The sequence below is a fragment of the Porphyromonas sp. oral taxon 275 genome (assembly GCF_018127745.1).
In the GTDB taxonomy this organism is placed as follows: domain Bacteria; phylum Bacteroidota; class Bacteroidia; order Bacteroidales; family Porphyromonadaceae; genus Porphyromonas.
Window position 1 is genome coordinate 1,504,628 of record NZ_CP072333.1, and the last position, 24,023, is coordinate 1,528,650.

The window sequence follows — 24,023 nt, forward strand, 5'->3', positions numbered from 1 at the left end:
ATGCCTCGCCAAAGTAAAACCAAGACGAAATCCAAGGCAAAGGCTACTACCACAGCCTCCGACTTCTTCACTGCACTCTGCCGAAGCGATCTCAAGGCAGAGTGCGTGAAGGAGTTCCGATTTCACCCCGTCCGCAAGTGGCGATTCGACTACGCCCTACCAGACCATCGCCTCGCTATCGAAGTTGAGGGTGGCGTCTGGTCGGGCGGTCGCCATATCCGCCCAAGGGGCTTCCTTGGGGACATGGAGAAGTACAACGCTGCCTCCGCCCTCGGATGGCGTGTGCTCCGTGTCACACCTGATACGCTGCACTCCTCCGCTACTCTTGAGCTCATACGTCAAGCCATTGCTACGGCGGGTAAAGAATGAGCCACAATAAAACCAATCAGTTTCATTAACTTTGAAGAATAATAAGCACCCCAATCCTATGACTGACCCCATCGAGGCACGTGTCGCCTCCACCATTCTACAGACCCCACGAGAGCTAGTCATCGGGGGGCGCACTATCCTAGCGGCGCCTCCGACAACGGCTACGCTCATCCTCGCTTCCGAAGCTATCGCTACGCTTCCCCAGGTAACGCTAGACAGCGAGCGCGTCGCCGAGGAGACCCTCCGTATCGCCAGAGACTGCCGCGCCCTGGGCGAAATCCTCGCCATCCTCATGCTCGGAGCAAAGGGTATCACAGAGACGAGGACGACGACCAAAAAGAAACTATTCGGATTGGTTTCATCGACCTCAACAGAGACTATCGACCTCAAGGGAGAACTTGCCCAGCATCTCCTCCTTCACCTGTCCCCTGCAGATATGTACCGCCTCTTTACGGAGCTGATTAGCGACTTCCAGCTGGCTGATTTTTTCGGCATTACCACTTTCCTCATCGGGGTGAACCTTCTCCGACCGACGAGGGAGGTGGAGACCGAAACGACAGTATTTGGGCGGTCGTCGGAGGCATAGCCAAGGCCTACCACTTCGCTATCGATTACGTCCTCTACGACCTCTCCTGGGCGAACCTCATCCTCCTTGGCGCCGTCATACCCAGCTACAGCCCCCCGAAGGATAAGGACAAGAAGACCGACGAAGAGGTCATTCGCGCCGATGACCCCAAGAACAGAGAGCACCTCCACCGCCTGCTCTCCCAATCCGACTAATCTCCTCAACCCCTTCCAACGATGAACCAAGACAACGGACGTAGCTACTTCGGCATAGCCCTCGACAACTCGCAGCTCAAGCAGGACGCCGAGGAGGCAAAGCGTGTCCTCTCCAGTATCGAGACCTCCGCGTACGCCTCGGGTAAGGAGATAGATGCTGCCTTCCACTCCGGTGCTGACGGGGCAAAAGCACTCGAAGGGTCCCTCTCCACCCTTGGGGCGACCCTCGCAGCCACCTTCGGGACAGGGGCTCTGCTCTCCTTCGCCCGAAGTGTCATCCAAGTCAGGGCTGATATGCAGGGCTTGGGAGCCTCTTTGACCTCTCTCCTGGGCTCAGGGCAGAAGGCTCAGGAAATGCTCTCCGAGCTGACGCGCTTTGGCGCAGAAACCCCGATGGACTTGTCCGACCTGGCGCGTGCCAGTCAGACGATGCTCTCATTCGGCATCGAGGGAGAAAAGATTGTCCCCCTCATCAAGCGTCTCGGTGATATATCGGGTGGCTCGGGGGACAAGCTTCAGTCGCTTGCCTTAGCCTTCTCTCAGATATCCAGCACGGGGCGTCTGATGGGGCAAGACCTCAACCAGATGATCAACGCGGGCTTTAACCCGCTATCGGAGATCGCCCGAACAACCGGCCGTTCGATGGCAGAGCTCAAGAAGGACATGGAGGCAGGGGCTATCAGCATTGATCAGGTCGAAGGGGCGCTACGCTCCGCCACCAGTGCCGGCGGTCTCTTCTACGGCAATCTTGAAGGACAGTCGAAGACCCTCCGAGGTCAGCTCGGTGCACTCTCCGACGCCTACGAGCAAATGCTCAACGAAATCGGGGAGCAGACCGAGGGGGCTATAGGGGCAGGTATTAGACTTGCCACAACCGCCGTAGAGAACTGGCAAACGCTCACCAAGGTCATCTTTGCCGCCGCTGGTGCAGTAGGCACGTACAAGGCAGTGCTTCTCGCCACTGTTGCCCTCGACAAGGCGCGTGCTGCCTCTGCTTGGGTTATCGAAGCTCGCCAGCTCGAAGCGCTCATTGGTGTGCAAGGTGTGGCGATGGTGCAGAAGCAAGGGTTGACCATCGGGACACAAGCCTACACCCTTGCCCTGCGTCAGCAGTTCGTCGCGCAGCAGGCTGCTATCGGCGTCACCGTCAGCGAAGCCCAGCTTACCGCTATCTCCACCGCCAGCAAGGCGACAGCGACAGCGGCCACGGGAGCTCTCTCCGCGGCCAAGACCACCCTCACCGCTGTCACCACGCGTCTCAACGCCGTTCTGATGGCAAACCCCTACGCCCTCGCAGCTGCCGCCGTGGCACTCCTGTCCTACGGCATCTACGAGCTGGCTACCTATGAGACCGAAGCGGAATCCTCTGCACGCAAGCTCAAGGAAGCCCACGCTAATGCGACCAAGGAATACGAAGGGGAGAAGCTGGTCCTTCGTGACCTCTATGCCTCCCTCAAGGAAGCCAAGGAAGCCAGCGACGACAGCACGAAAAGTCAAGAGGCACACAACGAAGCCCTTGCCACCTACGCCCAGAAGAAGGAAGAGTTTCTCAAGAAAGCCCCCCAGGCTGTCAGCGCCCTCGTTAAGGAGCGCCTCGAGGTGAACGACCTTTCAGGTGCCTACAAGCTCCTCACCGACGAGGTGCGCAAGTCCATTATGGCACGCCACCGAGAGCAAGCCATCAAGGAGCTGGGGGACTCGATGTTTGAGCGCAATAAGGAGACACTCCAAGAGCTACGTAGCCAGCTAGCCAAGGCGTATGGACAAGACAAGGGGGATAGCCTATTTGTGAAGTTGCGTAGCGCTATTGAGGGAGGGCAGAAGGTAAATCCCGCATTCGCAGAAAAGACGATGGAGCTCCTTAAGCCAAAGATGGATCCCTTCCACTTTAGGCATGTGCTTAATACTCTTGTGAAGCGCAACGAAGAGCTGGAGAAGGGTATCCGAGATGCCAACGTCCTCTTTGGTGACGCCCCAGGCGAGACGAAGAAGGCACAGGGCAAGCCGCTCGCCAACTTCAACGAGGAGCTAGCTGACTCCAATGCTAAGCTGAAGCGCCTCCTTGACCAGCGGCAGAGGCTCCTAGACAAAGACGCCTCCGCTACGATGGGTAAGAGCTTCAAGGAGGCGCTGGACTCCGTGAACAAGGATATCAAGGAGACAGAAGAGACCATTGCCATCCTCACGGGCAAGAGCAAGAAGGGCGGAAGAAGTGGTGCAGGAGCTAAGTCCACCCCCAACCACGAGCTGGCAGAGCGCAAGCAGCGAGCCATCGACCTGAAGCTCCTCGAAGAGAAGACTCAGCAGGACGAGCAGAGCCGTCTCCTCCGTCAGCAGGAGGAGCGCGTAGCAACGATGGAGGAAGGCTGGAAGAAGGAGGAAGCCCTTATGCTCCTCAATGCTGAGAAGCGCAAAGCCGCTTACCGACGGCTGGAGCAAGACCTCATCGAAGCTCAGCGTACTGAAGCTCGGAAGCAGTGGGAGCAGTCAAACCCCAAAGCCAAGGATAAGGGAGAAGTATTCGACCCTACGACCATAGGAACGGCGGAGCTCGGGGAGCGGGCTCGGGCCATGCTGGCCGAGCAAGCGCGCATCCACCGAGAGCAGGAGCGACAGGAGCAGGAGGCGCACTGGAAGAAGCTCCTCGAGGGTGCGGAGAGCTACGAGCAGCGACGTCTACGCCTGGACGAGGATTTCGCTCGACGACGCGAGGCGCTCTACCAGCACGATACTCAGGGCAAGCGCACCAGCTACCACGAGGGCGTCACCGCTGACAATGAGGTGGAGCTGAACCGCAAGCACGACGAAGCCCTGAGCGCACTTGATCTAGAGATCGCCCAGAGATCGGAGAGCTTCAAGGCGTGGATGGAGAGTATCGCCTCCCTCAGCCTTGACCAGCTCAGTAAGACACTGGAGACGGCGAAGGCTGAGCTGGAGAAGCTGCAATCCGTCCCTGGCGTCTCCTCCACTGATATCGCCACCGCCAAGGCTCGTGTGGACCAGCTGCAGAAGTCCCTAGCGAAAGTCACCGCTAAGGATAAGCTTGCCCCAGAGAAGCGCTCCATTAAGGAGTGGAAAGACCTTGCCGACACCATCGACAAGGGCGCTAAGAGCTTCGACGAGCTGGGAAGTGCTATCGGTGGAACAGTTGGAAAGCTCCTTCGAGGCGTCGGCTCGATAGCCACTGCCACCTTCAGCGCCATTAACTCCGTCGTCCAGCTTACGCAAGCCAGCACTGGAGCTATGGCAGCTACCGCTTCAGGAGCAAGCGCTGCTATGAAGACCGTAGAGAAGGCATCCCTCATCCTTTCTATCGTCACCACAGCCCTCTCCGTAGCGCAGAAGATAGCCTCACTCTTCAACAACGACGAGGAGAAGGACAAGCAGATACAGTCCCTTCAGCGACGCATCGACTCCCTCCAGTGGGAGATTGACCACGCCTCCACCATTCAGCTGGAGAGGTCGATCAGTGCCTTCCAGACCTTGAACGAAGCTATCGAAGCCTCACGTCATCAGGTCGGGGCGTATCGTGGTAGCCTCTTCGATGCTGGTAGGATTGCCGACCACATCGCCCAACAAAACAGCGTAGCTGCTCAGCGCATCGCATCCGTCTACGAGAAGGTCGCCTACTCCGCGAATAAGGTCGTCGGGGCGGAGAAATACCAGAGCGACCGATCTCAAATTAAAGCTATGGCCCAGCAGCAAATAGCGCTGAGTCAGCAGATGGACGCAGAGCGGAGCAAGAAGAAAAGTGACGGGGGGAAAATAGAGGAGTATAAGCGGAAGATCCAAGAGCTTGGCGAGAAGCAGGCGGAGGTCATCAACAAGCTCACCGAAGACGTGCTTGGCGGTGACTTTACCAAGCTAGCAAGCGAGCTGGGTGACGCCATCGCCTCCGCCTTCGACCGAGGGAGCGACGCTGCCGAAGCCTTTAACGCCAAGGCCAGCGACATCATCCGGGACATGGTCAAGAAGCAGCTCACCGAGGAATTGCTGATGAAACCGATGCTTGGGGTTTTCGATAAGTACAAGGCGAAGTTCACGGCGGCAGAGTTCGACCCGAAAAAGATTATCGGGATGACCAGCGAACTGAGCCGTGACCTCAAGGGTATAGGCGATAAGGTAGTGCCAGCCTACACCGCAGCAATGCAGGAGGTGCAGCGGCAGCTCCGTGACACCCTCGGGGCTGGCGAGAGCAACCGCCAAGCCTCGAAGAAGGGCATCGCCACAGCTTCGCAAGACTCCATTGACGAGCTGAACGGCCGTCTCACCGCCATCCAAGGGCACACCTTCTCCATCAACGAGCAGGCTAGACAGCTCAGCGCCACCACGGGCCTCATCCTTCAGAGCGTCGTCCGCATAGAAGGCGAAACCAACGGATTTGGTAGTCGCCTTGAGCGCATGGAGAAGCACCTAGGACGGGTGTCCTCAACCCTAGACGACATCTCCCTATCGGGAATCCGCATCAAGTAACAGAACCCACCATAAATAGAATGACTACTGCAACGAAAGCCATACAAGACCTATACCAACACTGGCTCTCCGCAAAGCAATCTGCCGAACAAAAGGCACGCAAAGAAGGCGACCTCGGCCTAGCAGAGCGCCTCGCCTCCTGCGAGGTCTTCACAGGTCGGGAGGTCTCCATTGTTGAGATCCTGGATAAGCTCCTTAGCATCCAAGGCCGCGAATTCCTCCTCCTCTCGGGCTTCCCCACACTGGAAGTCTTCCGCCAATACAAGCACCTCATCCCCGACGGCTATCCTGTCCTCGTGGATGTTGGCGAGGTGGAGCTAAGCGACGCTCCGAGCATCCTTGGCGTGGACGTGGCTGGGATGGGTCGCGACAGCTCGGTCTACTGCCTCCGTCGCGGTGCTTGGGTAGATACGCTCCAGTGCCACAACTCGGGCGGCAGCGCAGATCACATGGCGACGGCTGGCGAGGTCAGCAGTCGACGACGGAAAGACCCGCGCCTCTTCGTATCCATAGATACCATTGGTGAAGGGGCAGGCGTCTACAGCCGACTCGTAGAGCTAGAGGGGTCGACACCCTACCTCATCAGTTGTAAGGCGAGCGCCTCTGCCAAGCTACGAGATAAGGAGCTAAGCGACCTAACGGGGCAATACCGCTTCGCCAACCTGCGCGCCTACCTGCTTTGGGCAGTGCGCGACTGGCTTAATCCGAAGCATGACACTGGGGCGATGCTACCGCCCGACAGCCAGCTTGCCGAGGAGATGACCGAAGTGCGCTGGTCGTTCCGCTCCGACGGTAAGATACTCATCGAGCCAAAGGAAGAGGTCAAGAAGCGCCTCGGACGAAGCCCCGACCGATTCGACGCCCTAGCCTTCACCTTCTATCCCCTGCAGCACCTACGGCGAAGTGTAGACATCGACCGCCTTGCCTCCATCGTCATCTAAGCCCCTAACCCCCAAACCACCCCTTAACTATGGACATCAACGACATCCTCTCCGACAACAGCATCTCCTTGTCTGACAAGATAGCCCTCCTCAAACAGAAGGGTATCGAAATCCCCACATGGGCAGGACGTAAAGGTCTCGAGGGCGAGTTCAACCCGAAGTACCACCCCGTGATGGACAAGAGCGCCTATCCCGACGTCGTCGGCAAGGACGGCATCGAGCGAGTCACGCGTGTAGCCCTCGACCTGCAGCGCCTTGCCGTCAAGCGTATGACCGAACTCTGCTGTGGCATCCCCGTTCGTCGGGTATACAGCCCCACAGACGACAAGCAGCGCGAGGTGGCTAAGTACCTCGAAGCCATCTTCACCCGTAACCGAATTGACTCGCTCAACATCGAGCGCCTCAACATGCTCTTCGCTGGCTGCGAGGTACTGACACTCTGGTACGCTACCGAAGCTCCCACGAGTGTCTACGGCTTCCCAAGCCAGCTGAAGTTCCGCTCACGCAATTTCTCCCCAATGCTGGGCGACTCGCTGTATCCCCTCTTTGATGAGTACGGAGACCTCATTGCTCTCTCTGTAGCCTACACCCGCAAGGTGGGCAAGACCAAGGTCTCCTTCTTTGACGTCTACACCGACCGCCTACACGTCAAGTACAGCGACTCGGGGAAAGGGGGCTGGCAGGAAGGCGAGCGTGAGGAGACCACCATCGGTAAGATACCCGCGGTCTATATGTACCGACCGACACCCATCTGGGAGAGCACCAGCGAGACGGTCTACGAGATAGAATGGGCGCTCAGTCGTGACGGCAACTACCTGCGCAAGAACTCAAAGCCCCTCTTCGTGGTGATGACCGACGAGGTGATCAGCTACGGCGACGAGAAGAGTGGTGATAAGGAGTTCCGCTCCGTACTCCAGTTCCCATCTAACGCCAAGGCAGAGTACGTCACCTGGGCACAGGCGGTCGAGAACCTTAAGTACTTCGTCGATAGCCTGCGCTCGCTCTTCTTCACCCAGCTTCAGCTCCCCGACTGGTCCTATGAGAAGATGAGCCAGCAGGCGCTATCGGGTGAGAGCCGTAAGCAGCTCTTTATCGACGCCCAGATGAAGGTCTTGGATGAGTCGGGGCGCCTCCTTGAGTTCTTCGACCGAGAGGTGAACGTCGTAAAAGCCTTCCTCAAGACCACGCTAACCGCTCCGGGCTACGCCGAAGCTATCGACGCCCTCTCCGTGGAGACGAAGATAACGCCCTTCGCTATCGCCGACATGCAGGAGCGAGTGAACGTACTCATCACCGCAAACGGTGGTGCGCCGATCATGTCGCAGCGTGAAGCTATCGAGGAGCTGGGCTATTCTGACGACGTGGAGAAGACTATACGAGAGATCAGCGAGCAGAACCAGCCCTCGGTCTACAGCCCACTAGAAGAGCAGTAGCGTATGGCACGCAAGAAACAGAGAGCCGTGAAGCTCTCCGAGGCAGGACTCCGCTGTCGTGACTGTGCCCGGAGCTTCGACTGGCAGAGCCCCTCCTTCGTCGATGGGCGCATGATCCTCTGCCGTTGCCCCTTCAACAAGCACGCAGGGTTGTATCTCGACTTCCTCTCCAACCCAGCCTGCGATTACTTCGCACCACGTACCAATGCCCACACCAAGTAGAAAGGACGCCAAGAAGCCCAAACGTCCCGAGATCTACTACGAAGCCCTGCACCGCCTCCAGCTGGAGCGTTACGCACGCCTCATTGACGAAGCGTTCGATGCTGCGGTCCGTGAGGCGGTAGCTATCGTCGTCACCCTGCCAAAGGTCACGACAAGTGAGGAGAAGCCCTTCACCTTCGCCGACCTACCAGCCTCGAAGCGACGAGTCTCTCAAATGATGGATAGCCTCAAGCAAGGCATCGAGGGGATTATTAAGGGCGGTATCGTGGCGGAGTGGAAGCTTGCGAACAACAAGAACGACGACCTCGTGGCTCAGGTCTTCGGGGACAAAGCAAAGCGTCTCCCCGAAAACCTAAAGAAGCGCTATCTCTCGAACAATGACGACGCACGCGCCGCCTTCCTGCAGCGCAAGGTAGCAGGATTAAACCTCAGCGAGAAGGTTTGGAGGTACGCCGAGCAGTTCAAGGCAGAGATAGAAATGGGGCTGGACGTAGGTATCCGTAGCGGTCTCGACGCTGGAGAGCTTGCTCGAAGCCTGCAGGGGTTTCTCCGTGAGCCGACGCAGCTCTTCCGTCGTGTCCGTGACCAGCACGGCGCCCTCCAGCTCTCCAAGCGTGCCGCCGCCTATCACCCAGGGCAGGGCGTCTACCGCTCTAGCTATAAGAACGCCCGACGTCTTGCCGTCACCGAGACCAACATAGCCTACCGCACCGCTGACTACCTCCGCATCCAGCAGCTGGACTTCGTCGTTGGCATAGAGATTCACCTATCAGGCAATCATACCCACAACGGAAAGCCCTTCCTCTGCATGTGTGACTCCCTCGTGGGGAAGTACCCGAAGGACTTCCGATTTGTCGGATGGCATCCGCACTGCCGCTGCTACGTCACGACGATCCTTAAGACGCCAGAGGAGATAGCTCAGGATATCCAGCGCATCCTTAACGGAGAGCCGATCGATAGCCACAGCGTCAACGAGGTGACGGACACGCCCGACGGCTTCAAGGCGTGGCTCAAACAGAACGAGGAGAACACTGCCCGAGCCTCGCACCTGCCCTACTTCATCAAGGATAACCCCCGGTGGACGGGCATAGCCCTCAAGGGGAAGCTATCAGCGCCAACCGCCGAAGAGCGACGTGCCAAGACGCTCGAACGAGCCAGGGCACGCCATGAGGCACGACGCAGCTTTGACCGTAGGCTAATACAGCATCAATGGGAGGAGCGTCAGATTGTGCGGCGCTATGCCGATGAGCTTCCTAGGTCTCTAGATGAGAAGACTCGCCTAGCTATCGCGCGCAATAGCCGTGAAATAGAAAGAGCCCTCGGTGTCACCAAGGGCAGACCTATGAGTATTGATGAAGCAGACAGGCAGAGCGCCAACCCGAGATATACCCCCAAGTATATACGAGACGAGAATGGCAGATATAAAGATAGATGGGGGCGCAAGCTGAGCTTGAACCCTGAATACAATGAGCGTAAGGCTAAGCCCTACTCTATCAACTGCGCGACCTGTACGCCAGCGTACTTGCTCAGGACAAGAGGGCTCCCTGTTGTCGCAAAGGGTAATACTCGCGGCTCTCTTGTGGAGGCTGTGATGAAAGGGGGCTGGATGAGGCTCTTTACGAATACCGATGGCTCACCGATCGAAATTCAGTCTACGCAAAAATGGGCAGAGGGCAAGAACTACAAGGCTATGAGCCCCAAGAGGTACAAGGAGTTCTTCGAAGAGTCTTGCAAAGAGCCAGGCATATACTACCTCGGAATATCGTGGAGAAGAAGAGGCGCGCATGCCACAATACTCCAGCGCACAGTGGACGGTAGACTGCTATACGTCGAACCTCAAGCAGACAATAGCGATAAAGACAGAACGTCTCTACTATCCCTACTTCAAGGCGGAACGACAAGGCTCAGTCCCTACGATGGTGTCTTTCGGATAGATGATAAGCTGTTTAACCTCGAATACATCTCAATCTTCGCAAAGGAGACCGATTAAGCGCATCCCTTCGCTCGTCGGCAGCTCTGTTACGGAGGCGCCATCAAAGGCGTATACTTCAGGGAAACCAGTTGGTCCGTCTTCAATGGAGGCTACATAGATTTCTTCGCCCTTGTGTGTGCCGATGTACTCAACTGCACCCCCTTCGCAGGATAGGATAAAGGAGGCAGCCTCCTTCACCGCCTCGGGTATGCTCCGCTTGCTCATATTTTTAATAGTGATAGCGTAGGGCGAGCGTCTAAGTATCGACGCTCGCCCTCGCTTGGTTTGCTTTGCAAAGGTAGTAATTGCGCTGGTTACAGATGGTCTCCACTCCGAGAGCTTTGATTATCTTACGCAAAAGGCAGCCGCCTATATCAGGCTTGGGACGGGAGTATCGTCTGTGCATTAAGATCTTTATACTTCGAGTTGCACAGTTTCCACGAAATCCGCTTCTCTCTCACGAGACGCCCCAGCACAACGCAAGGATGGACTTTGTGCCTTCGGGCAAGCTGAGATATTCCAGCCTTGGTCAGAGCGCACTGTGCTATTTCCGATGCTGGAATTAGATGATCGGAGGCGAAGGCATTGGCTTCTAGCTCTTCTTTGCTTTCGCCTTCACATTCACTAGCATCATCAACAAAGATGCGCGCCTGCTGGCTTCGTCCTCGATGAAGCAGGATATGCCCCAGCTCGTGGAAGAAGTTGAAGACGAACATATCGTGCCTCTTCCCCTTCCCCGACAGTACAATAGTAGGAGTGCCACCCACCCACATTGCAACACCACTTATGGAAGCCTTTGGGAGCTGCGGGAGTATGATCAACGCAATCCCCAGCTCAGAAGCTAGTTCCTCTAGCCTTCCTTGGCTTTGATTCGCGTCCATAAGCACCTCCTTAAGTCGAGGAATTGACTGCTGCACCTGCTCTCTATCAAATTGCCCGATCAAGGTACGTTGCTTGGCGAGTATCTGCCCTTGTCGCAGCCATACAGCGGTTGCATAGGGGTCGTGACTGGCTCCCTTGGTCAGCCTGAACTGGGGTAGTAGATCTCCGTAAATCATCCCAAAGGATGAGCTATGAGAGATCCCAAGGAAGGCTAGAAGCTGGCGAACCTTTTCCCCCTTTCCAAGGGAGCTTAGATCTGGTATCCAGCCGCGTTTTACCATCTCCTTATAAGGGAAGCGGGCACCCCAGGTATCCCATTGCGCTTCATGGGCATCACCGATAGTCTGTGAGGCCAAGCAGCCATTATACTTTGCCTGAAGGTTGTTCCACATACGGCTAGGCACACTCGTTACGCAGGAAAGAGCCTCCGCCATCTCCGGGGTGATAGCACTCTTCCCCGTGAGGATATTGCTAATAGTCTTCTCTGGCTTTCCACCAAGTCGGAGAGCAAGCTCTTTGCTTGTCATGTTGTTCTCCTCCAGCCACTCTCTAAGGTACTCCCCTGGATGAAATGCTATTGGATTTTTGTATGTCGTTGCCATTGTCTTATTCGCTTATGGATGGTAGTCTACTGTTTCTATGATGATAACGCAGATTACTTGATTGGTGGGGAGGTCTCCCTCGGGTTTAAAGATAAGACGCAGACCTCCGTCTAAAGAGCAAGCCCATGTACCTGCTCTGTCTCCTGATAGCTGATGAAACTTTCCTGGCATATTTATAACATCGGATAAAGTCTCAGCTGCTTCAAGTGCGGCTATTCGCTTAAAAAGCTTGTCAGCATTGTTTTTGCCTAATTTCTTCAAGGCTTTTTCATAAGAGCTACACAGCTTTTCTATACGACTATTGTCAAATTTAATCTCCATTATAAGCGGTGGATTACACTGCAAAGGTAGTAATTAAATTAACACGATGTGTTATTTCTACTATGATGAAGAAGCCTACACACCCCAATAAATTTAGGTGCGCACCCGAACTTCTCTGGATGCGCACCTAAATGATTGCTCGCAAACCAAGCTAGAGGACTACGCCTTCCGTCGGCTCTTCTTTCGTCGTATCGGCTCGCGGGTCACGCGGCACTTCCTACCCTCGTAGGGGATGCCTTGACGGACGCCCACCTTATAGAGCTGGGAGACCTTGCAGCCTATCTGGTAGGGGGTGAAGAGGTCGTATATCGCCGCTAGGGAGTGAAAGAAGAACTCCGCCGTCTGGTAGCCCTCAGGAGGGATGCGGAAGACGAGCTTGTATATACAGCGAGATTCGCTCATAGATCTACGCCTCAGCTTGTGAGGGGCTCGCGTGCTGGAGGAAGTCAAGGACGGGCGTCTCGACGATGGAGAGCAGGCGATACGCACCTGTATAATCCTCCAGCAGCTCGTACGCTTCGCTGAAGCTGGAGGCGCTGATGAGGTAGGTCTCCTTCTTCGTCTTGCCTTCCTCCTCGTACCCAAGGACTGCGCTGTAGTAGCGGACATCGGTATCGGGAGTGATGGGGGCATGAAGGAAGTCTGCCGCCTTCTTCTGACTTATGGCAGTGACCTCGATGCGCCCTGGAATATTCTCCACACGGCTCTCCGCTCCGTCGGCGCTCTCCACGAGCTTAGTTCCCACGGATGAGCGAGGGGTGAGTTCCTTGACAAGGAGGGCTTCAGCGTCGGTTAGGCTGAAGGCTTCGACTAGGTAGTACTCGGTGACTTTGCCCGAGGAGGTCTCTCGGCTATCTAGCGAGACCTTGGCTTGGTAGATATTCATACTTACTTATAGAGGATTAGAGATTTCGTAGATGAAGTAGCTCTGTCTCTCCCAATTGATGGAGGCGCTGAGTGTTCCGTTTGGCTCGTCAGCCTTTCGGAGGCTATATACTTCAGGAGGGCGAGAGAGGACGACGTAGGTCTTATCGTCCCCTTCGCAGTAGTCTGAAGAGTGCACTATCTGGAAGGGCTCGACACCTAGCGCCTCGGCTTCCGCTACTCTCTTTTTCAGCGATAGTTTACGGGCTATCTGCTTTTGTGCTCCACGGAATGGCGTCTTAGGACTCACGTGGAGCTTCTGCGCGATGAGCATCTGACGGAGGTAGTGGCGAAAATGCGGGGGACACCCGAGTTGATGCCATACAGGAGTACGCTTCTCCTCGTAAAGATGCTCGACCTCATCTATCTCGCTGAGTAGGATCCATATCTCGCCGCCTGCGAGCCGCTTAATCCCTTCGGGGTTAATCTGTCGTAGGTTCATCGCTAGAGGGAGCTTAGGGTGGTGAGGTAGTGGGAGCCTTCCGACAGATTATTGATCGTTGACCTTTGCTGGCTTGGTTCCAAGCCTAGATTTACTGCTTTCATATCGCTTGATTATAAACTTATGGGTTTCCTTTTCGACGCAAAGATAAGTATAATATAATTACAATACCACACCTTGACACCCAATATAACTCACATATATCAAAATAGAAAGCCCAAACAAGCCCAACGCGCGGCGCTAACAGAAGAATAATCAGTATATTTGATGAGAAAACCAATCAGATTACAAGATTATGAAAGAACGTATTCTCGAAGCGCTGCGTGCAAAGTTCCCTGGGCGCAACGCCAACATCCTCGGTAGGATCGCCGACAAGCTCGCTGGAACTACCGCCACGGAAGAGCAAGTGACAACCGCTGTCGAGGGGGTCACTGCCCAGCTGTTAGAGGTAATCGAGAGCTATGGCGATAGCCGAGCCACCGAAGCCACGACAACTGCGGTGGCAAACTACGAGACCAAGCACGGACTCAAGGATGGAAAGCCAGCTACAGAGTCGACGCCTAACCACACCCCGGGGGGAGGTCAAGGCTCTCAGACCGCACCGAAGGAACAGACGGACGAAGTTCCCGCCTGGGCGAAGGCACTCACCGAGCGCCTCGACAAGATGGAAGGACAGCGGACGTCCACGGAGCGGAGAAGCCAGCTTGCGGAGATTTACACTAAGCTCCCCGAGCCACTGCGCAAGCCCTACGAACGCATTAACCTCGACACCCTGAGTGCCGAGGACTTCGCCACGCTGAAGGGTGAAATCACCAGCGAAGTAGACGCCTTAGCGCAGACACTGTCGAGTAAGGGTGCTGTCTTTGGGACACCTAGCTCTCGCAATGGCGCTGGATCAGCCCCAGCGAAGGAGCTTAGCCAAGCCCAGCAGGAAGCCATCGCGCGACGTGAGGGCATCCCCAGCACCGACAGCCAGCCCTTCTAATCACCAACCTATCAACCAAAAGCAACTATGGGAATGACTGTACAGAGACGCAGAGATGACCGAACCCCTCGCGTCCTCATTCACAAGGTAGCCGATATCCGAGGGGGCGTCTCCGTAGACGTCTCCGAGCTGTCGGGCGACTACCTCCCTGAGGGTACGCCCCTCAGCGCCCCCATCGGGGGTATCTGCCACGTAGTCAAGGTAGCACGTGTCTTCGCGGAGGTTCAGGCCTCAGAAACCGCCGTCAAGGTCGCCAAGGGACATCAGTTCAAGGTCGGCGACTTCATCCTCGCAGATGAGGGCAAGGTAGCTACCGCTATCACGAAGATTGACACCTCAGACAAGGGCTTCGACCTCCTCACGCTTAAGGCGGCTCTCGGGTCGCTCCCCATCGGATCGGCTATTGCTGAAGCGAAGGAGGAGAGCGCGAAGACCTCCACCCTCAAGTATAAGCCCATCGCCATCTCGGGTACTGGTGTCAAAATCGACCCGAAGAGCAACCTCACGACCGACGCCTGGCTTATCGCTGTCACCTCGGGGAGTGTCCTCCCCTCGTGCGTAGCGAAGTACCTCCCCACCATCATCAACTACTAACACCTCCGCAATATGATTACAGGAACACTCATCGAGGGGCTCGACTCCCAGATGGTGCAGGCACGAGTCAATACTGCCGATGCTAAGCCCTTCCTCTTCGGGACTTACTTCCCCGTCCGTCGAGTCAATGGCTTCAACTGGCGTATGCTTCAGAACCAGATGGCGAAGAAGAACGTCGCCGCCGACCTGCACACCGACAATGGTTCTATCGTGCGCAAGTCTCGCCCCAACTTTGAGATTGCACGAGGCGACATCCCTCTGATTGCCATCAGTCGAGAGATGACGCGCTCCGAGATCAAGGAATACCAGATGGCGCTGGCCATGGCTGGGGACGCTGACGCTACTGCCCTGGTCCAGTACTGGGGCGAAGACGTGGACTTCTGCTTCAACGGCGTGCAGTCACAGCTCGACTACATCGCCTGGGCGCTCCTCTCCAATGCTGGACGCCTCGCCTTCACGACGCAGAACAACGCCACCTTCGCTAACCAGTTCGACCTTGACTACGACGTCTACGACTTCCAGAAGCAGAAGACCTCGGCCGATTGGGGCAACGCCTCCTCGGCCGACATCATCGGCGACCTAGCTAAGCTGGTGAAGACCGCCAAGACCGAACACGGACTCAATCCCAAGTTCATCTTCATGAATATGGAGGAGTTGTATAAGGTGTGCTCCTCGGAGCAAATCATCAAGGCTTGCTCCTCCTACATCGCCAACGCTGTAGGTGCTGCACAGACGCCTGACCTTGCAGCAGTGAACCAGATGCTCGCTAAGCAGGCGTGGCTCAATGGCCTTCAAATCCGCGTCATCGACCAGACGATTACGCGTGAGTCCCTCTCGGGGGACTTCTCCTCGGGCAACCCCTTCGCCAGCTCGCGCATTGTCCTCTCCGAGACCGAACGCCTCGGCACGACGCAGTACGGCATCCTTCAGGAAAGTGCTCAGGAGGGCGTCATCCGTGTAGAGCGAGCACACACCGTCATCAAGAAGTACAGCACTGTAGAGCCCCTTTCGGAGGTGACTATCGGGCAGGCAGACGCTATCCCTGTCCTCGATACCGCCTACCGTAACCTCTACGTCCGCACCGACGGTCAGGCTTGGGGGTAACCGTATAACACGCTCTACGATTATGGTATCGACCCTTGACCTCCTACGTGGCATCTCTGCTTACCCCATACCTGAGCGTACCCTCCTTGAAGTGGCGCGTCGTCGAGGACTTCACCTCCTTGACGATGCCTCTTCGGAGGTCGTACGATCAAGAGGCTACCAGCTGACGCGCGCAGACCTCCTCGTCTGGCTCTCCCTTTCCCCCAACGTGATGCAGGGCGGACAGATGTATTCCTTCTCGGAGGAGCAGAGGAAGGCGCTTCGACAGCAGGCTTCAGCCATCTATCGGGACTATGGGGAGGAGAACGCAACGACCTCCAAGCCGACCTTCGGCTATAAGGGAACGAATCTATGATCATCCAGAACGGAACGATACAGGTAAAGCTCAAGACCAGCGCCTCGCCGGCTATAGACCCTGAAACGGGCTATCCTAGGAAGGCGGTCGAGGTATGCTGGTCTGAGCCTATCCCCTGCCAGTTCGTGGCGCGTGACTATAGCAACCTTACCCGAGTGCAGGGCGAGGCGGTACGTCTTGCCAAGTACGACATCTTCATTGAAGAGTGCCCCTGCTTCTCAGCGGATCAAGTCCGCCTCGAAGACCTCATCAGAGGTGTCATCGGGGAGTTCTCGGTCATCGAGGCTGAGCCTCTGCCTGCCGTCGGGCAAATACGCTTACGCGTCTAGCTATGCCAGTAAAGAAGCTCACCCCAAAGGACGACACTCAGCGGTACGTCGATGGACAGATGGAGCGACTCCTTCAGGCGGTTGTCTACAACCTCCAGCACATAGGGGAGCAGTGCGTGAACCACGCCCGAAGCCTTCCCTCTCCACCTGCGGAGCTACGTGGCACACCACACGCGCCACACTACATCGATGACTCAGGCAACCTCCGCGCATCTATCGGTTACGTCGTAGCCGTAGATGGGAAGGTCGTCCAAACGGATGGCTTCAAAGGGGCGCAGAATGGTGCGAGCGAAGGAGCGACTTACGCCTCTGACCTCGTCCGTCGGGAGTTCCCTCACGGCATCGTCCTTATCCTTGTGGCTGGCATGCGCTACGCTGCCTACCTCTCAGCTCGGGGCTACGACGTCATCGACTCAGCAGAGCTTCTCGCTGACCGCCTCGTCCCTCAACTTCTCTCTCAACTCGGCTTCAAGCTTTCTCATCAATAGCCCCTCCTTCAGACAATGGCACGCACCAGTAAGCAAGTCCAGGGCGACATCTACCGCCTCCTTCGTCAGAGCGTCCTCGCTTCGGCACTCTCTGGAGGGGTCTATCATGCTGGACAGCGCCCACGCGACAGCCGCATGGAGGACGCCATCATCATCTTCACGGCTGGCGTACCTGGGCAAATAGATGAGGGTATTGTGACGCTCAACATCTATTGTCCCGACATCGATCCCGCGGAGAGTGGCGTCTGGGTCGAGGACATGGAGCGCACAGCAGAGCTGGAGGAGTTAGCTGGAGGGTGGGTGCAACGCCACCTCTCTGCCTCAAGCACCAGCTACCGCTTTCGCCTGATGCAGACCATATACACCGAAGCCGAGCCTTCGATACAGCAGCACTTCGTCGTCGTCAAGCTCGCTTACCGCTACTTCGACGGCGAGGAATAATCCAACCTACTAACCCCTATTAACTATGGCAATTCTTTCTTGGGGCAAGCCCCGAATCCAAAAGTGTACTTCCCTCACTGGTGTACCCGACGGCAACTGGGTAGACCTCGACATCCCCAGGGAAAACACAACCAAGCTCACTCCCCAGGCTGGGCAGGAGACCACCGCCAACGAAGAAGGTGGCGAAACTATCGACATCAGAGCCGGCAAGACAACCTACACCCTAGAGTTCGACCTGTTCGTCAAGAAGGGCGTTGCTCGCGCCTTTGAGGACAACGACGGACTTGTGCCGGGTGAGTATTCTATACGACTTATCCCAGAGGACGAGAGCGCAGAGGGCTTCGTCATCGATCGAGCGACTGTCCGTATCGAGGAAAGTTTCGCCGCTGTCGACGGCAAGATCCTCCACGTCGTCGTCAAGGCACTAAAGCCTCGTGGAGGCAAGACGATCAAGCCCTATACCCACAACGGGCTTACCGTCACCGCCTCTGAGCTCTACTTCCCCTCCACCGCTGACACCACGGGCAAGGAGGTCACTGTCACCTCGACGGCAGTCCCTACAGCTACCGCTAGCGAGCGCTGGCTGACGGCAGAGGTCTCCGCCAAGAAGGTCAAGGTTAAGGTCGAAGCCAACACCACAGGCAAGATCCGTGAAGCTACCGTGACTATCTCAGCCGATGGCAAGAGCGCCCTAGTGAGGGTCACCCAGATACCTGCCTAACCCTCCGCTAGCGCTAGTTGTGGCCCAACCTCACAGCTAGCGCTAGCTCCCTTCTAACGCCCCACTATGAAGATTTACGACAGCCAAGACCAGCTACTCCTCGATGTCGAGGTAGACGACTCCAGCGTCCGCTACCGAGCCATCAAGGGCGAGCATAGCCTCACCCTCAAGTACTCCCTCGCCGAGCACATCGAGCTACCTCGTGGAGCTTGGTGTGAGTACGAGGGTGAACGCTATGAGCTGCTCGGCCCTGAGGCGGTAAAGATGCAGCACACTCGGCACTACGACTACACCCTAACGCTCGAAGCTCAGCAATCACGACTAAAGCTGTGGAAGCTACGCAACCTCATTGACGGACGACTGAAGTTCCCCCTCACAGCAACTCCGCGAGAGCACCTCCAGCTATTGGTGAATGTCCTGAATGAGCGCTCGGGCGGTGGCTGGACGATAGGCGACTGCATCACCGAGCCCGAGCGGCTCATCAGCTACGACCACAACAGCTGCTGGGAGGCGCTCGCCAAGCTCGCCGAGGAATTCAAGACCGAGTGGGAGATCACAGGGAAGCGTATCTCGCTTCGCAAGGTCGAGCACAACAAAAAACAGCCCCTCCGCCTAGGTTATGGGAAAGGTAGGGGGCTGAGGTCAGGGCTGGGACGCAAGGCTGGCGAGGCACTACCGACAGAAATCCTTTGGGTGCAGGGTGGGGATCGAAATATAGACCGCTCACGCTACGGCTCAGCCACGCTCCATCTACCCACGAGTGTGACGATAGCCTACGATGGCGAACACTTCGAGGACGAGCGAGGCTTCGACCGTTTACGTGCCAAGCGCTACAAGACAGACGAGCGAGGGCTGAGCATTCGACGCGCCGATAAGCCGCTCACAACAGCCACCGAGGCCAGCATCAATGCTCCCGACATCTACCCGAGCCGCGTGGGCAGCGTCACGTCTGTCCGAGAGGTGAACGCTACGCAGCATTTCTGGGACTTCTGCGACTCAACCATCCCCGAGTCGCTGGACTACGAGCGCTGTCTCATCGCAGGGCAGACCATGACGGTCATCTTCCAGTCGGGACAACTGGCGGGACGCGAGTTCGAGGTCAAGTATCGACACCAAGGCGCAGCCCACAGCGGCAGGGCAGCTCGCTGCTTCGAGCTAATCCCCCAGGAGCTGGACGGGGTGACGATGCCATCCGCGACCTTTGCCCCGAGGGTTGGAGATAAGTATGCGGTCTTTCACGTTATGCTCCCCTCGGCCTATATCAACGATAGGGCGACACGCTCGGGAGCAGAATGGGAGCTGCTCCGCCGCTGCGTACGACAGCTCTGGGAGCACGAGGAACAGAAGTACAGTTACACCGCCGAGCTGGATGGGCTGTGGGCGAAGAAGGACTGGCTAAACATCGGGGGGCGGCTCATCCTCGGGGGCTATGTCGAGCTGCACGATGAACGGCTCGCGCCCGAAGGTGTATTGCTGCGCATCGTCGGGATCAAGGACTCAGTCAATGATCCCCACAGCCCAATCGTCGAGCTCTCGAACGAACTCGTCAGCGCAGGGCTCTCGGGCAGTATCCTCAAGCTCAAGGACGACGAAGCGCTCGTCGAGGAGTACCACCGATCGGCGCTGCAGTTCACCCGCCGCAGGTTCCGTGACGCAGCCGCCACGGCTGAGGCGCTCCAGTCTGCCCTGCTGGATAAGTTCACCAAGAGCATTTCTCCCATCACTCTGAAGACGATGCAGCTGCTTGTGGGCGATGAGTCACTGCAGTGGCGCTTCGTCCGCACCCCACGCTCCAATGAGACCTTCACCCCGCGCATTGCATGGGAGTCAGAGCGCCTCGTCTTCACCATCGAGGGAGCGACAATACAGCATCAGACTCTTGGCATTACGAGCCTCTCGAGCACACATCGCCCAGAGGAGTATCGGTACTGGACGATGCCGTCCTTCCAATCTCCTGCACTCACCGAGCGTCAAGAGCGCTACTACGTCTACGCACGAGTGGAGCGTGAGGGGAAGGTTGGCAGCTACCGCCTAGAGCGCGAGGCACGAGCGCTGGAGAGCGAATCGGGCTACTACTGGCTGCTCGTTGGGCTGCTGGAGGCCGCCGCTGCCGATGGCTCGCGCTCCTTCGCTCGACTTTATGGCTTTACCGAGATCCTGCCTGGGCAGATGCGCACAGAACGAATCGCCTCGCCCGATGGGGATTTTTTGATAGACCTAGTAGGCAAGCAGATCATCACACCCTCTCTGCGCTTCAGCAGCTCGGGTAAGAGCGTCGAGCAGATCATCGAGGATAAGGCGACCGATGCCAATCGGCACGCAGATGAGACAGTCAAGAGAGCACGTGAGGCGACGCGCCAAGAGATAGAGGAGCTCAAGCGTCACCAGCGCTACAGCCACACCTTTGACCTCTCGACACTTGACTCCTCGAAGTACTACGCCTGCATTGTGTGGCTCTCGGGGACGCCCTACAAGAATCCCAACAGCGCCCGAATCAGAGTCTACTGCGGGCTAGGAGCAGCAAAGGCTGCACCTTCCTACGCGACGAACGCAACGGGCTTTGGCTTGCAGCTGGAGTGGACGGTAAACGGCGAGGGCTTTGGCGGTCGCGAAGCCGAGCGCGTGATCACGGGCTACCAGACGAGGTTCGTCCAGCAAGGAGAGGAGGTCTGCAGTACTCCGAGACAGCGCACTGAGATTAGCGCAGAGTACGTCTACCTACGTGGCGGCTACGTCTATATGATGGACGTGTGGGCAGAGCAAGAGCCACGCGGCTTCTTCCTTGCCGAGGCAGTCTGGGCGGCTGACGGCTATGCGGAGAGGACGATTGCTAGCCCAGTGACGAGCGTCACGCCACCCAAGGCTATATACAGAGAGCTGCGCGACAGCATCGACGAGGGCGACAAGGCTGCACTCAAGGGGGCCAAGAACTACTACGACAAGGAGCGGGAGAAGATAGACGCAAAGATAGACGCCAAGACGCGCGAGCTAGCTGGTCGAATCACCTCGAGCGACGCCAAGCTACTGGAGGCCCAGCAGGCGATGCAAGGGCGATACGCCTCGTTACTGGAGGCCCAGCAGGCGATGCAGGCGGAGCTACAGCGTCAGATTGATAAGCAGGTGGAGAGCCACTACGGCGAGCAACCGCCCTCGGGGCGCTACGGCTGGACGGCTGCCGAGGATGCCAAGCACGAGGGCGACACCTACACCTGCCGCGCCCCTGAGGGCGTCACCATCACGCCCGAGAACGCCGCACAGTACCCAAATGTCGGGAAGAGCTGGCGCTTCAGCCGTGGCGGCTGGGTGGAGCTGGCGGATACTGACCTAACTCGCGCCTTAGCTCTGGCGGGGCAGGCGAAAGCAGCCGCCGATGGTAAGGTGACGCACTTCCGCGGGGACACTATCCCAACGGGTTATCGAGAGGGTGACCTGTGGACGCTGACGTCGGCGTGGAACGGATTCCGCAAGGGCTCTATACTCACCGCCGTCAAGGATGAGGTAGTGGGTCAGTACAACCCGAACCACTGGCGCGAGGAGCTGAGGTACACCGACGACAGCGCAGTGCGTGATCTGCAGCTAGGCGGTCGCAACTACGCGAAAGGCACAGCTGGCGTCAAGGAGGGCAGCGGTTATATGGTCTCTGAGTTCCGCGTTGGTGCTCCGTGGGCGGCTGGGGTGGACTACACCATTAGCTTTATTCTTGGCTCGGAGCATAACGATATGCTTGTCTACCTCTATGTGGACGGATGGAGTGCATCGGACTGCGCTGTACGTGCCGAGGGCACACCCACTCAGGGCGCTGACAGCCTCTACTACGCGCGCTACAGCGCGACCTTTCGGACGACTGAGGAGCGCATAGCCCTGAGCGTTAAGCGTATCGCGGGAGGCAACGGAGGCTTCCGCCTCTATAAGACGAGGAGGGCTGGGGCTAGCGACCAAGGCCGCTACGTCTTGTCTCGAGTTATGCTGGAGCGAGGCAACAAGCCCTCCGACTGGTCGCCTGCTCCTGAGGACACCGACGAGGCCATTAGCAAGGAAGGCCAGGAGGGTCGCAAGTACACCGAGGGCAAGACAAAGGAGGCGAAGGACTACGCGGATACGAAGACCAAGGAGGCGAAGGATGAGGCGGCAAAGAAGGCGAAGGAGCAGGACGGCAAGCTAAAGACGCTTGAGGAGGCACGCGCTGAGCAGGCGAAGGCGCTGCAGCAGCTGGGAGTGCGCCTTGAGGGGCAAGGCGAGGAGCTCAAGGCGGCACAGCGCGGGCTAGAAAGTTATCGCTACCTCACCGAGGTGCTGGGCAAGGGTGACACGCTCATATCGGGCGGTCTGGTGCTCTCGAACATCATTGCCGCGCGAGACTCAACGGGCGGCATACGCTCTTGGGTATCGGGGCTCATCAAAGACAAGCACGGACGCAATTACCCTGCCTTCGCCGCTGGTGTCACGGGTTACGGTACAGCCTCGGAGCGCCGCATCGTGGAGATTAACCACGACGGGAGTGGCCATTTCGGGCTCATGTATATCGACGACAACGGGCGTGTCCTCCGCTTTCGCCCTGAGGGGAGTAAGGCGGGGGAGGTGCTGCGCATCGGTGGCGAGCAGCCCTCTCTGGAGCAGCTGCTGGCGCAGCGCCCCTTCAGCGCTGCCCTTCGCCACTCAGGAGGATTCGACAGGCGCAATCTCGCCGAGACGCTTGGGGCGGAACTCTGGCGCAGCTCGGAAAAATTCTACGCACCTATGGGAGCACATCTGAGCTATCGCATGAGCGTGAGGGGGCTTCGCTGCTTCATTACAGGAGGTGACCCTGCAGTGTACCCAGACATGCGACCTGAGGAATGGGATACAGATGTAGTGCTGACCTTCTCCTTATGGCGCTCTGGTGACTCCTTTGACCCTGTTGCGGAGGTTACCCGCGATGTTGGGGCAAACGCCTCCATGGGGGAGAGAGAGCAGTCGGTGGAGGATGTACACCTTGAGCTCGACCTCCCCACCACGGATACGTACTATACCAAGGTGACTGCCACGCGCAAGAAGCTCTACCACGTCACCGCCTCAAGCAAAGAGCAGGTGGACAAAGTCCCCTCGGGGCTAGAGGTAGTACTGGAGCTTACGGTGCAGGAGTGTACGGGGACGGTGCGCAAAGCCTCGGATGTAGACCAGGAAACGGTCATCTCCACGCGTGGCATCTCGGTGGTGGAGAGTGCGCAGCGCCTCTTCCTCGTAAATAGCTCTTCGGACAGCTCTAGCCCTGTGCTGGCTGTGCGTGGTCGTACGGACGTGCCCGGTATCCTCGCCGCTGCGGAGATCAAGGTGCATCCACGATTAGAGATCGCCAACCGATGGGGCATGCACGCCACGCGCCTCAAGGTGGAACGCATCGGTGGCGGGAGATACCGCGTGACGCACCTGCTGAACCGCCTAGACTACATCGTGCAGCTCACGCCCTACGCCAACGGCTACGGAGGCATGGCGGTGGAGAACAAGCGCGCCTCCTCCTTCGAGGTGGTGACCTATGACCGCACGAGCGGGACGGACGGCACTCCCTTCGCCCTAACTATCATCGGCGACAACGCCTAGTAGGCTATGCTTAGATTACGCCCTCCCCCTCGCCTTTGCCTAGTCCCTCCGATGGCTAGGCGCGATAA

The 24,023-nt window shown here is 57.5% G+C and carries 21 protein-coding genes; 16 read left to right on the forward strand and 5 right to left on the reverse strand.

Features of this window, described 5'->3' with window-relative positions:
- The 7 genes from J4862_RS06015 (at position 1) to J4862_RS06045 (ending at position 10,208) form a co-directional block, all read left to right on the forward strand.
- Positions 1-369, forward strand: coding sequence for a hypothetical protein (locus tag J4862_RS06015; protein WP_211788222.1), 369 nt, complete (start codon positions 1-3; stop codon positions 367-369).
- A gap of 58 nt (positions 370-427) precedes the next feature.
- Positions 428-955 (forward strand): hypothetical protein, encoded by a 528-nt coding sequence (locus J4862_RS06020; RefSeq protein WP_211788223.1) that lies wholly within the window; start codon positions 428-430, stop codon positions 953-955.
- A 215-nt stretch (positions 956-1,170) separates the two neighbouring features.
- A complete protein-coding gene (locus J4862_RS06025; protein WP_211788224.1) occupies positions 1,171-5,622 on the forward strand; it encodes a tape measure protein in 4,452 nt (1,483 codons plus the stop codon).
- A 20-nt stretch (positions 5,623-5,642) separates the two neighbouring features.
- Positions 5,643-6,563 (forward strand): hypothetical protein, encoded by a 921-nt coding sequence (locus tag J4862_RS06030; protein WP_211788225.1) that lies wholly within the window; start codon positions 5,643-5,645, stop codon positions 6,561-6,563.
- Between the two features lie 29 nt (positions 6,564-6,592).
- Positions 6,593-7,996 (forward strand): phage portal protein, encoded by a 1,404-nt coding sequence (locus J4862_RS06035; protein ID WP_211788226.1) that lies wholly within the window; start codon positions 6,593-6,595, stop codon positions 7,994-7,996.
- 3 nt (positions 7,997-7,999) lie between these two features.
- The gene (locus J4862_RS06040) at positions 8,000-8,218 is read left to right on the forward strand and encodes a hypothetical protein (RefSeq protein WP_211788227.1); all 219 of its coding nucleotides are present in this window, start codon (positions 8,000-8,002) and stop codon (positions 8,216-8,218) included.
- The gene (locus J4862_RS06045) at positions 8,202-10,208 is read left to right on the forward strand and encodes a toxin glutamine deamidase domain-containing protein (protein WP_211788228.1); all 2,007 of its coding nucleotides are present in this window, start codon (positions 8,202-8,204) and stop codon (positions 10,206-10,208) included. Before J4862_RS06040 ends, J4862_RS06045 begins: the two co-directional genes overlap by 17 nt.
- A 356-nt stretch (positions 10,209-10,564) precedes the next feature.
- Here the strand turns inward: J4862_RS06045 and J4862_RS06050 are convergent, their stop codons facing one another.
- The 5 genes from J4862_RS06050 to J4862_RS06070 form a co-directional block, all read right to left on the reverse strand.
- Positions 10,565-11,674, reverse strand: coding sequence for an ImmA/IrrE family metallo-endopeptidase (locus tag J4862_RS06050; protein WP_211788229.1), 1,110 nt, complete (start codon positions 11,672-11,674; stop codon positions 10,565-10,567).
- Between the two features lie 12 nt (positions 11,675-11,686).
- A complete protein-coding gene (locus J4862_RS06055; RefSeq protein ID WP_211788230.1) occupies positions 11,687-11,995 on the reverse strand; it encodes a type II toxin-antitoxin system RelE/ParE family toxin in 309 nt (102 codons plus the stop codon).
- Positions 11,996-12,154: 159 nt separating this feature from the next.
- Positions 12,155-12,397 carry a hypothetical protein gene (locus J4862_RS06060; RefSeq protein ID WP_211788231.1) on the reverse strand — a complete coding sequence of 81 codons (243 nt, stop codon included), beginning with the start codon at positions 12,395-12,397 and terminating at the stop codon, positions 12,155-12,157.
- 4 nt (positions 12,398-12,401) lie between these two features.
- Complete coding sequence (locus tag J4862_RS06065) at positions 12,402-12,881, reverse strand: DUF4494 family protein (protein WP_211788232.1); 480 nt, start codon at positions 12,879-12,881, stop codon at positions 12,402-12,404.
- A gap of 6 nt (positions 12,882-12,887) precedes the next feature.
- Positions 12,888-13,361: a hypothetical protein gene (locus J4862_RS06070; RefSeq protein WP_211788233.1), complete on the reverse strand. Its 474-nt coding sequence runs from the start codon at positions 13,359-13,361 to the stop codon at positions 12,888-12,890.
- A 295-nt stretch (positions 13,362-13,656) separates the two neighbouring features.
- On the opposite strand from J4862_RS06070, the gene J4862_RS06075 reads away from it, so the two are divergent.
- From J4862_RS06075 to J4862_RS06115, 9 genes are all read left to right on the forward strand, one after another.
- Entirely contained in the window at positions 13,657-14,346 is a 690-nt protein-coding gene (locus J4862_RS06075) for a hypothetical protein (RefSeq protein WP_211788234.1), read from the forward strand.
- A gap of 33 nt (positions 14,347-14,379) precedes the next feature.
- Entirely contained in the window at positions 14,380-14,940 is a 561-nt protein-coding gene (locus J4862_RS06080; RefSeq protein WP_211788235.1) for a hypothetical protein, read from the forward strand.
- 12 nt (positions 14,941-14,952) lie between these two features.
- Positions 14,953-16,044 (forward strand): major capsid protein, encoded by a 1,092-nt coding sequence (locus tag J4862_RS06085; RefSeq protein WP_211788236.1) that lies wholly within the window; start codon positions 14,953-14,955, stop codon positions 16,042-16,044.
- Between the two features lie 22 nt (positions 16,045-16,066).
- Entirely contained in the window at positions 16,067-16,399 is a 333-nt protein-coding gene (locus tag J4862_RS06090) for a hypothetical protein (RefSeq protein ID WP_211788237.1), read from the forward strand.
- A complete protein-coding gene (locus tag J4862_RS06095; RefSeq protein ID WP_211788238.1) occupies positions 16,396-16,728 on the forward strand; it encodes a hypothetical protein in 333 nt (110 codons plus the stop codon). The genes J4862_RS06090 and J4862_RS06095 overlap by 4 nt, the downstream gene beginning before the upstream one ends.
- Before the next feature lie 2 nt (positions 16,729-16,730).
- A complete protein-coding gene (locus J4862_RS06100; protein ID WP_211788239.1) occupies positions 16,731-17,216 on the forward strand; it encodes a hypothetical protein in 486 nt (161 codons plus the stop codon).
- Positions 17,217-17,231: 15 nt separating this feature from the next.
- A complete protein-coding gene (locus tag J4862_RS06105; protein ID WP_211788240.1) occupies positions 17,232-17,657 on the forward strand; it encodes a hypothetical protein in 426 nt (141 codons plus the stop codon).
- 25 nt (positions 17,658-17,682) lie between these two features.
- On the forward strand, positions 17,683-18,378 hold the full coding sequence (locus J4862_RS06110; RefSeq protein WP_211788241.1) for a BACON domain-containing protein: 696 nt from the start codon (positions 17,683-17,685) through the stop codon (positions 18,376-18,378).
- A 66-nt stretch (positions 18,379-18,444) separates the two neighbouring features.
- On the forward strand, positions 18,445-23,955 hold the full coding sequence (locus J4862_RS06115) for a hypothetical protein (RefSeq protein ID WP_211788242.1): 5,511 nt from the start codon (positions 18,445-18,447) through the stop codon (positions 23,953-23,955).
- Positions 23,956-24,023: the final 68 nt, after the last annotated feature.

Bases quoted from the DNA above. Each gene is read 5' to 3' on its own strand.
- J4862_RS06020 (WP_211788223.1), top strand. From the start codon at position 428: ATGACTGACCCCATCGAGGCACGTGTCGCCTCCACCATTCTACAGACC.
- J4862_RS06110 (WP_211788241.1), top strand. From the start codon at position 17,683: ATGGCAATTCTTTCTTGGGGCAAGCCCCGAATCCAAAAGTGTACTTCC.
- J4862_RS06070 (WP_211788233.1), bottom strand. From the start codon at position 13,361: ATGAACCTACGACAGATTAACCCCGAAGGGATTAAGCGGCTCGCAGGC.
- J4862_RS06105 (WP_211788240.1), top strand. From the start codon at position 17,232: ATGGCACGCACCAGTAAGCAAGTCCAGGGCGACATCTACCGCCTCCTT.
- J4862_RS06065 (WP_211788232.1), bottom strand. From the start codon at position 12,881: ATGAATATCTACCAAGCCAAGGTCTCGCTAGATAGCCGAGAGACCTCC.
- J4862_RS06095 (WP_211788238.1), top strand. From the start codon at position 16,396: ATGATCATCCAGAACGGAACGATACAGGTAAAGCTCAAGACCAGCGCC.
- J4862_RS06040 (WP_211788227.1), top strand. From the start codon at position 8,000: ATGGCACGCAAGAAACAGAGAGCCGTGAAGCTCTCCGAGGCAGGACTC.
- J4862_RS06085 (WP_211788236.1), top strand. From the start codon at position 14,953: ATGATTACAGGAACACTCATCGAGGGGCTCGACTCCCAGATGGTGCAG.
- J4862_RS06045 (WP_211788228.1), top strand. From the start codon at position 8,202: ATGCCCACACCAAGTAGAAAGGACGCCAAGAAGCCCAAACGTCCCGAG.
- J4862_RS06050 (WP_211788229.1), bottom strand. From the start codon at position 11,674: ATGGCAACGACATACAAAAATCCAATAGCATTTCATCCAGGGGAGTAC.
- J4862_RS06035 (WP_211788226.1), top strand. From the start codon at position 6,593: ATGGACATCAACGACATCCTCTCCGACAACAGCATCTCCTTGTCTGAC.
- J4862_RS06090 (WP_211788237.1), top strand. From the start codon at position 16,067: ATGGTATCGACCCTTGACCTCCTACGTGGCATCTCTGCTTACCCCATA.
- J4862_RS06115 (WP_211788242.1), top strand. From the start codon at position 18,445: ATGAAGATTTACGACAGCCAAGACCAGCTACTCCTCGATGTCGAGGTA.
- J4862_RS06055 (WP_211788230.1), bottom strand. From the start codon at position 11,995: ATGGAGATTAAATTTGACAATAGTCGTATAGAAAAGCTGTGTAGCTCT.
- J4862_RS06015 (WP_211788222.1), top strand. From the start codon at position 1: ATGCCTCGCCAAAGTAAAACCAAGACGAAATCCAAGGCAAAGGCTACT.
- J4862_RS06075 (WP_211788234.1), top strand. From the start codon at position 13,657: ATGAAAGAACGTATTCTCGAAGCGCTGCGTGCAAAGTTCCCTGGGCGC.
- J4862_RS06025 (WP_211788224.1), top strand. From the start codon at position 1,171: ATGAACCAAGACAACGGACGTAGCTACTTCGGCATAGCCCTCGACAAC.
- J4862_RS06030 (WP_211788225.1), top strand. From the start codon at position 5,643: ATGACTACTGCAACGAAAGCCATACAAGACCTATACCAACACTGGCTC.
- J4862_RS06060 (WP_211788231.1), bottom strand. From the start codon at position 12,397: ATGAGCGAATCTCGCTGTATATACAAGCTCGTCTTCCGCATCCCTCCT.
- J4862_RS06080 (WP_211788235.1), top strand. From the start codon at position 14,380: ATGACTGTACAGAGACGCAGAGATGACCGAACCCCTCGCGTCCTCATT.
- J4862_RS06100 (WP_211788239.1), top strand. From the start codon at position 16,731: ATGCCAGTAAAGAAGCTCACCCCAAAGGACGACACTCAGCGGTACGTC.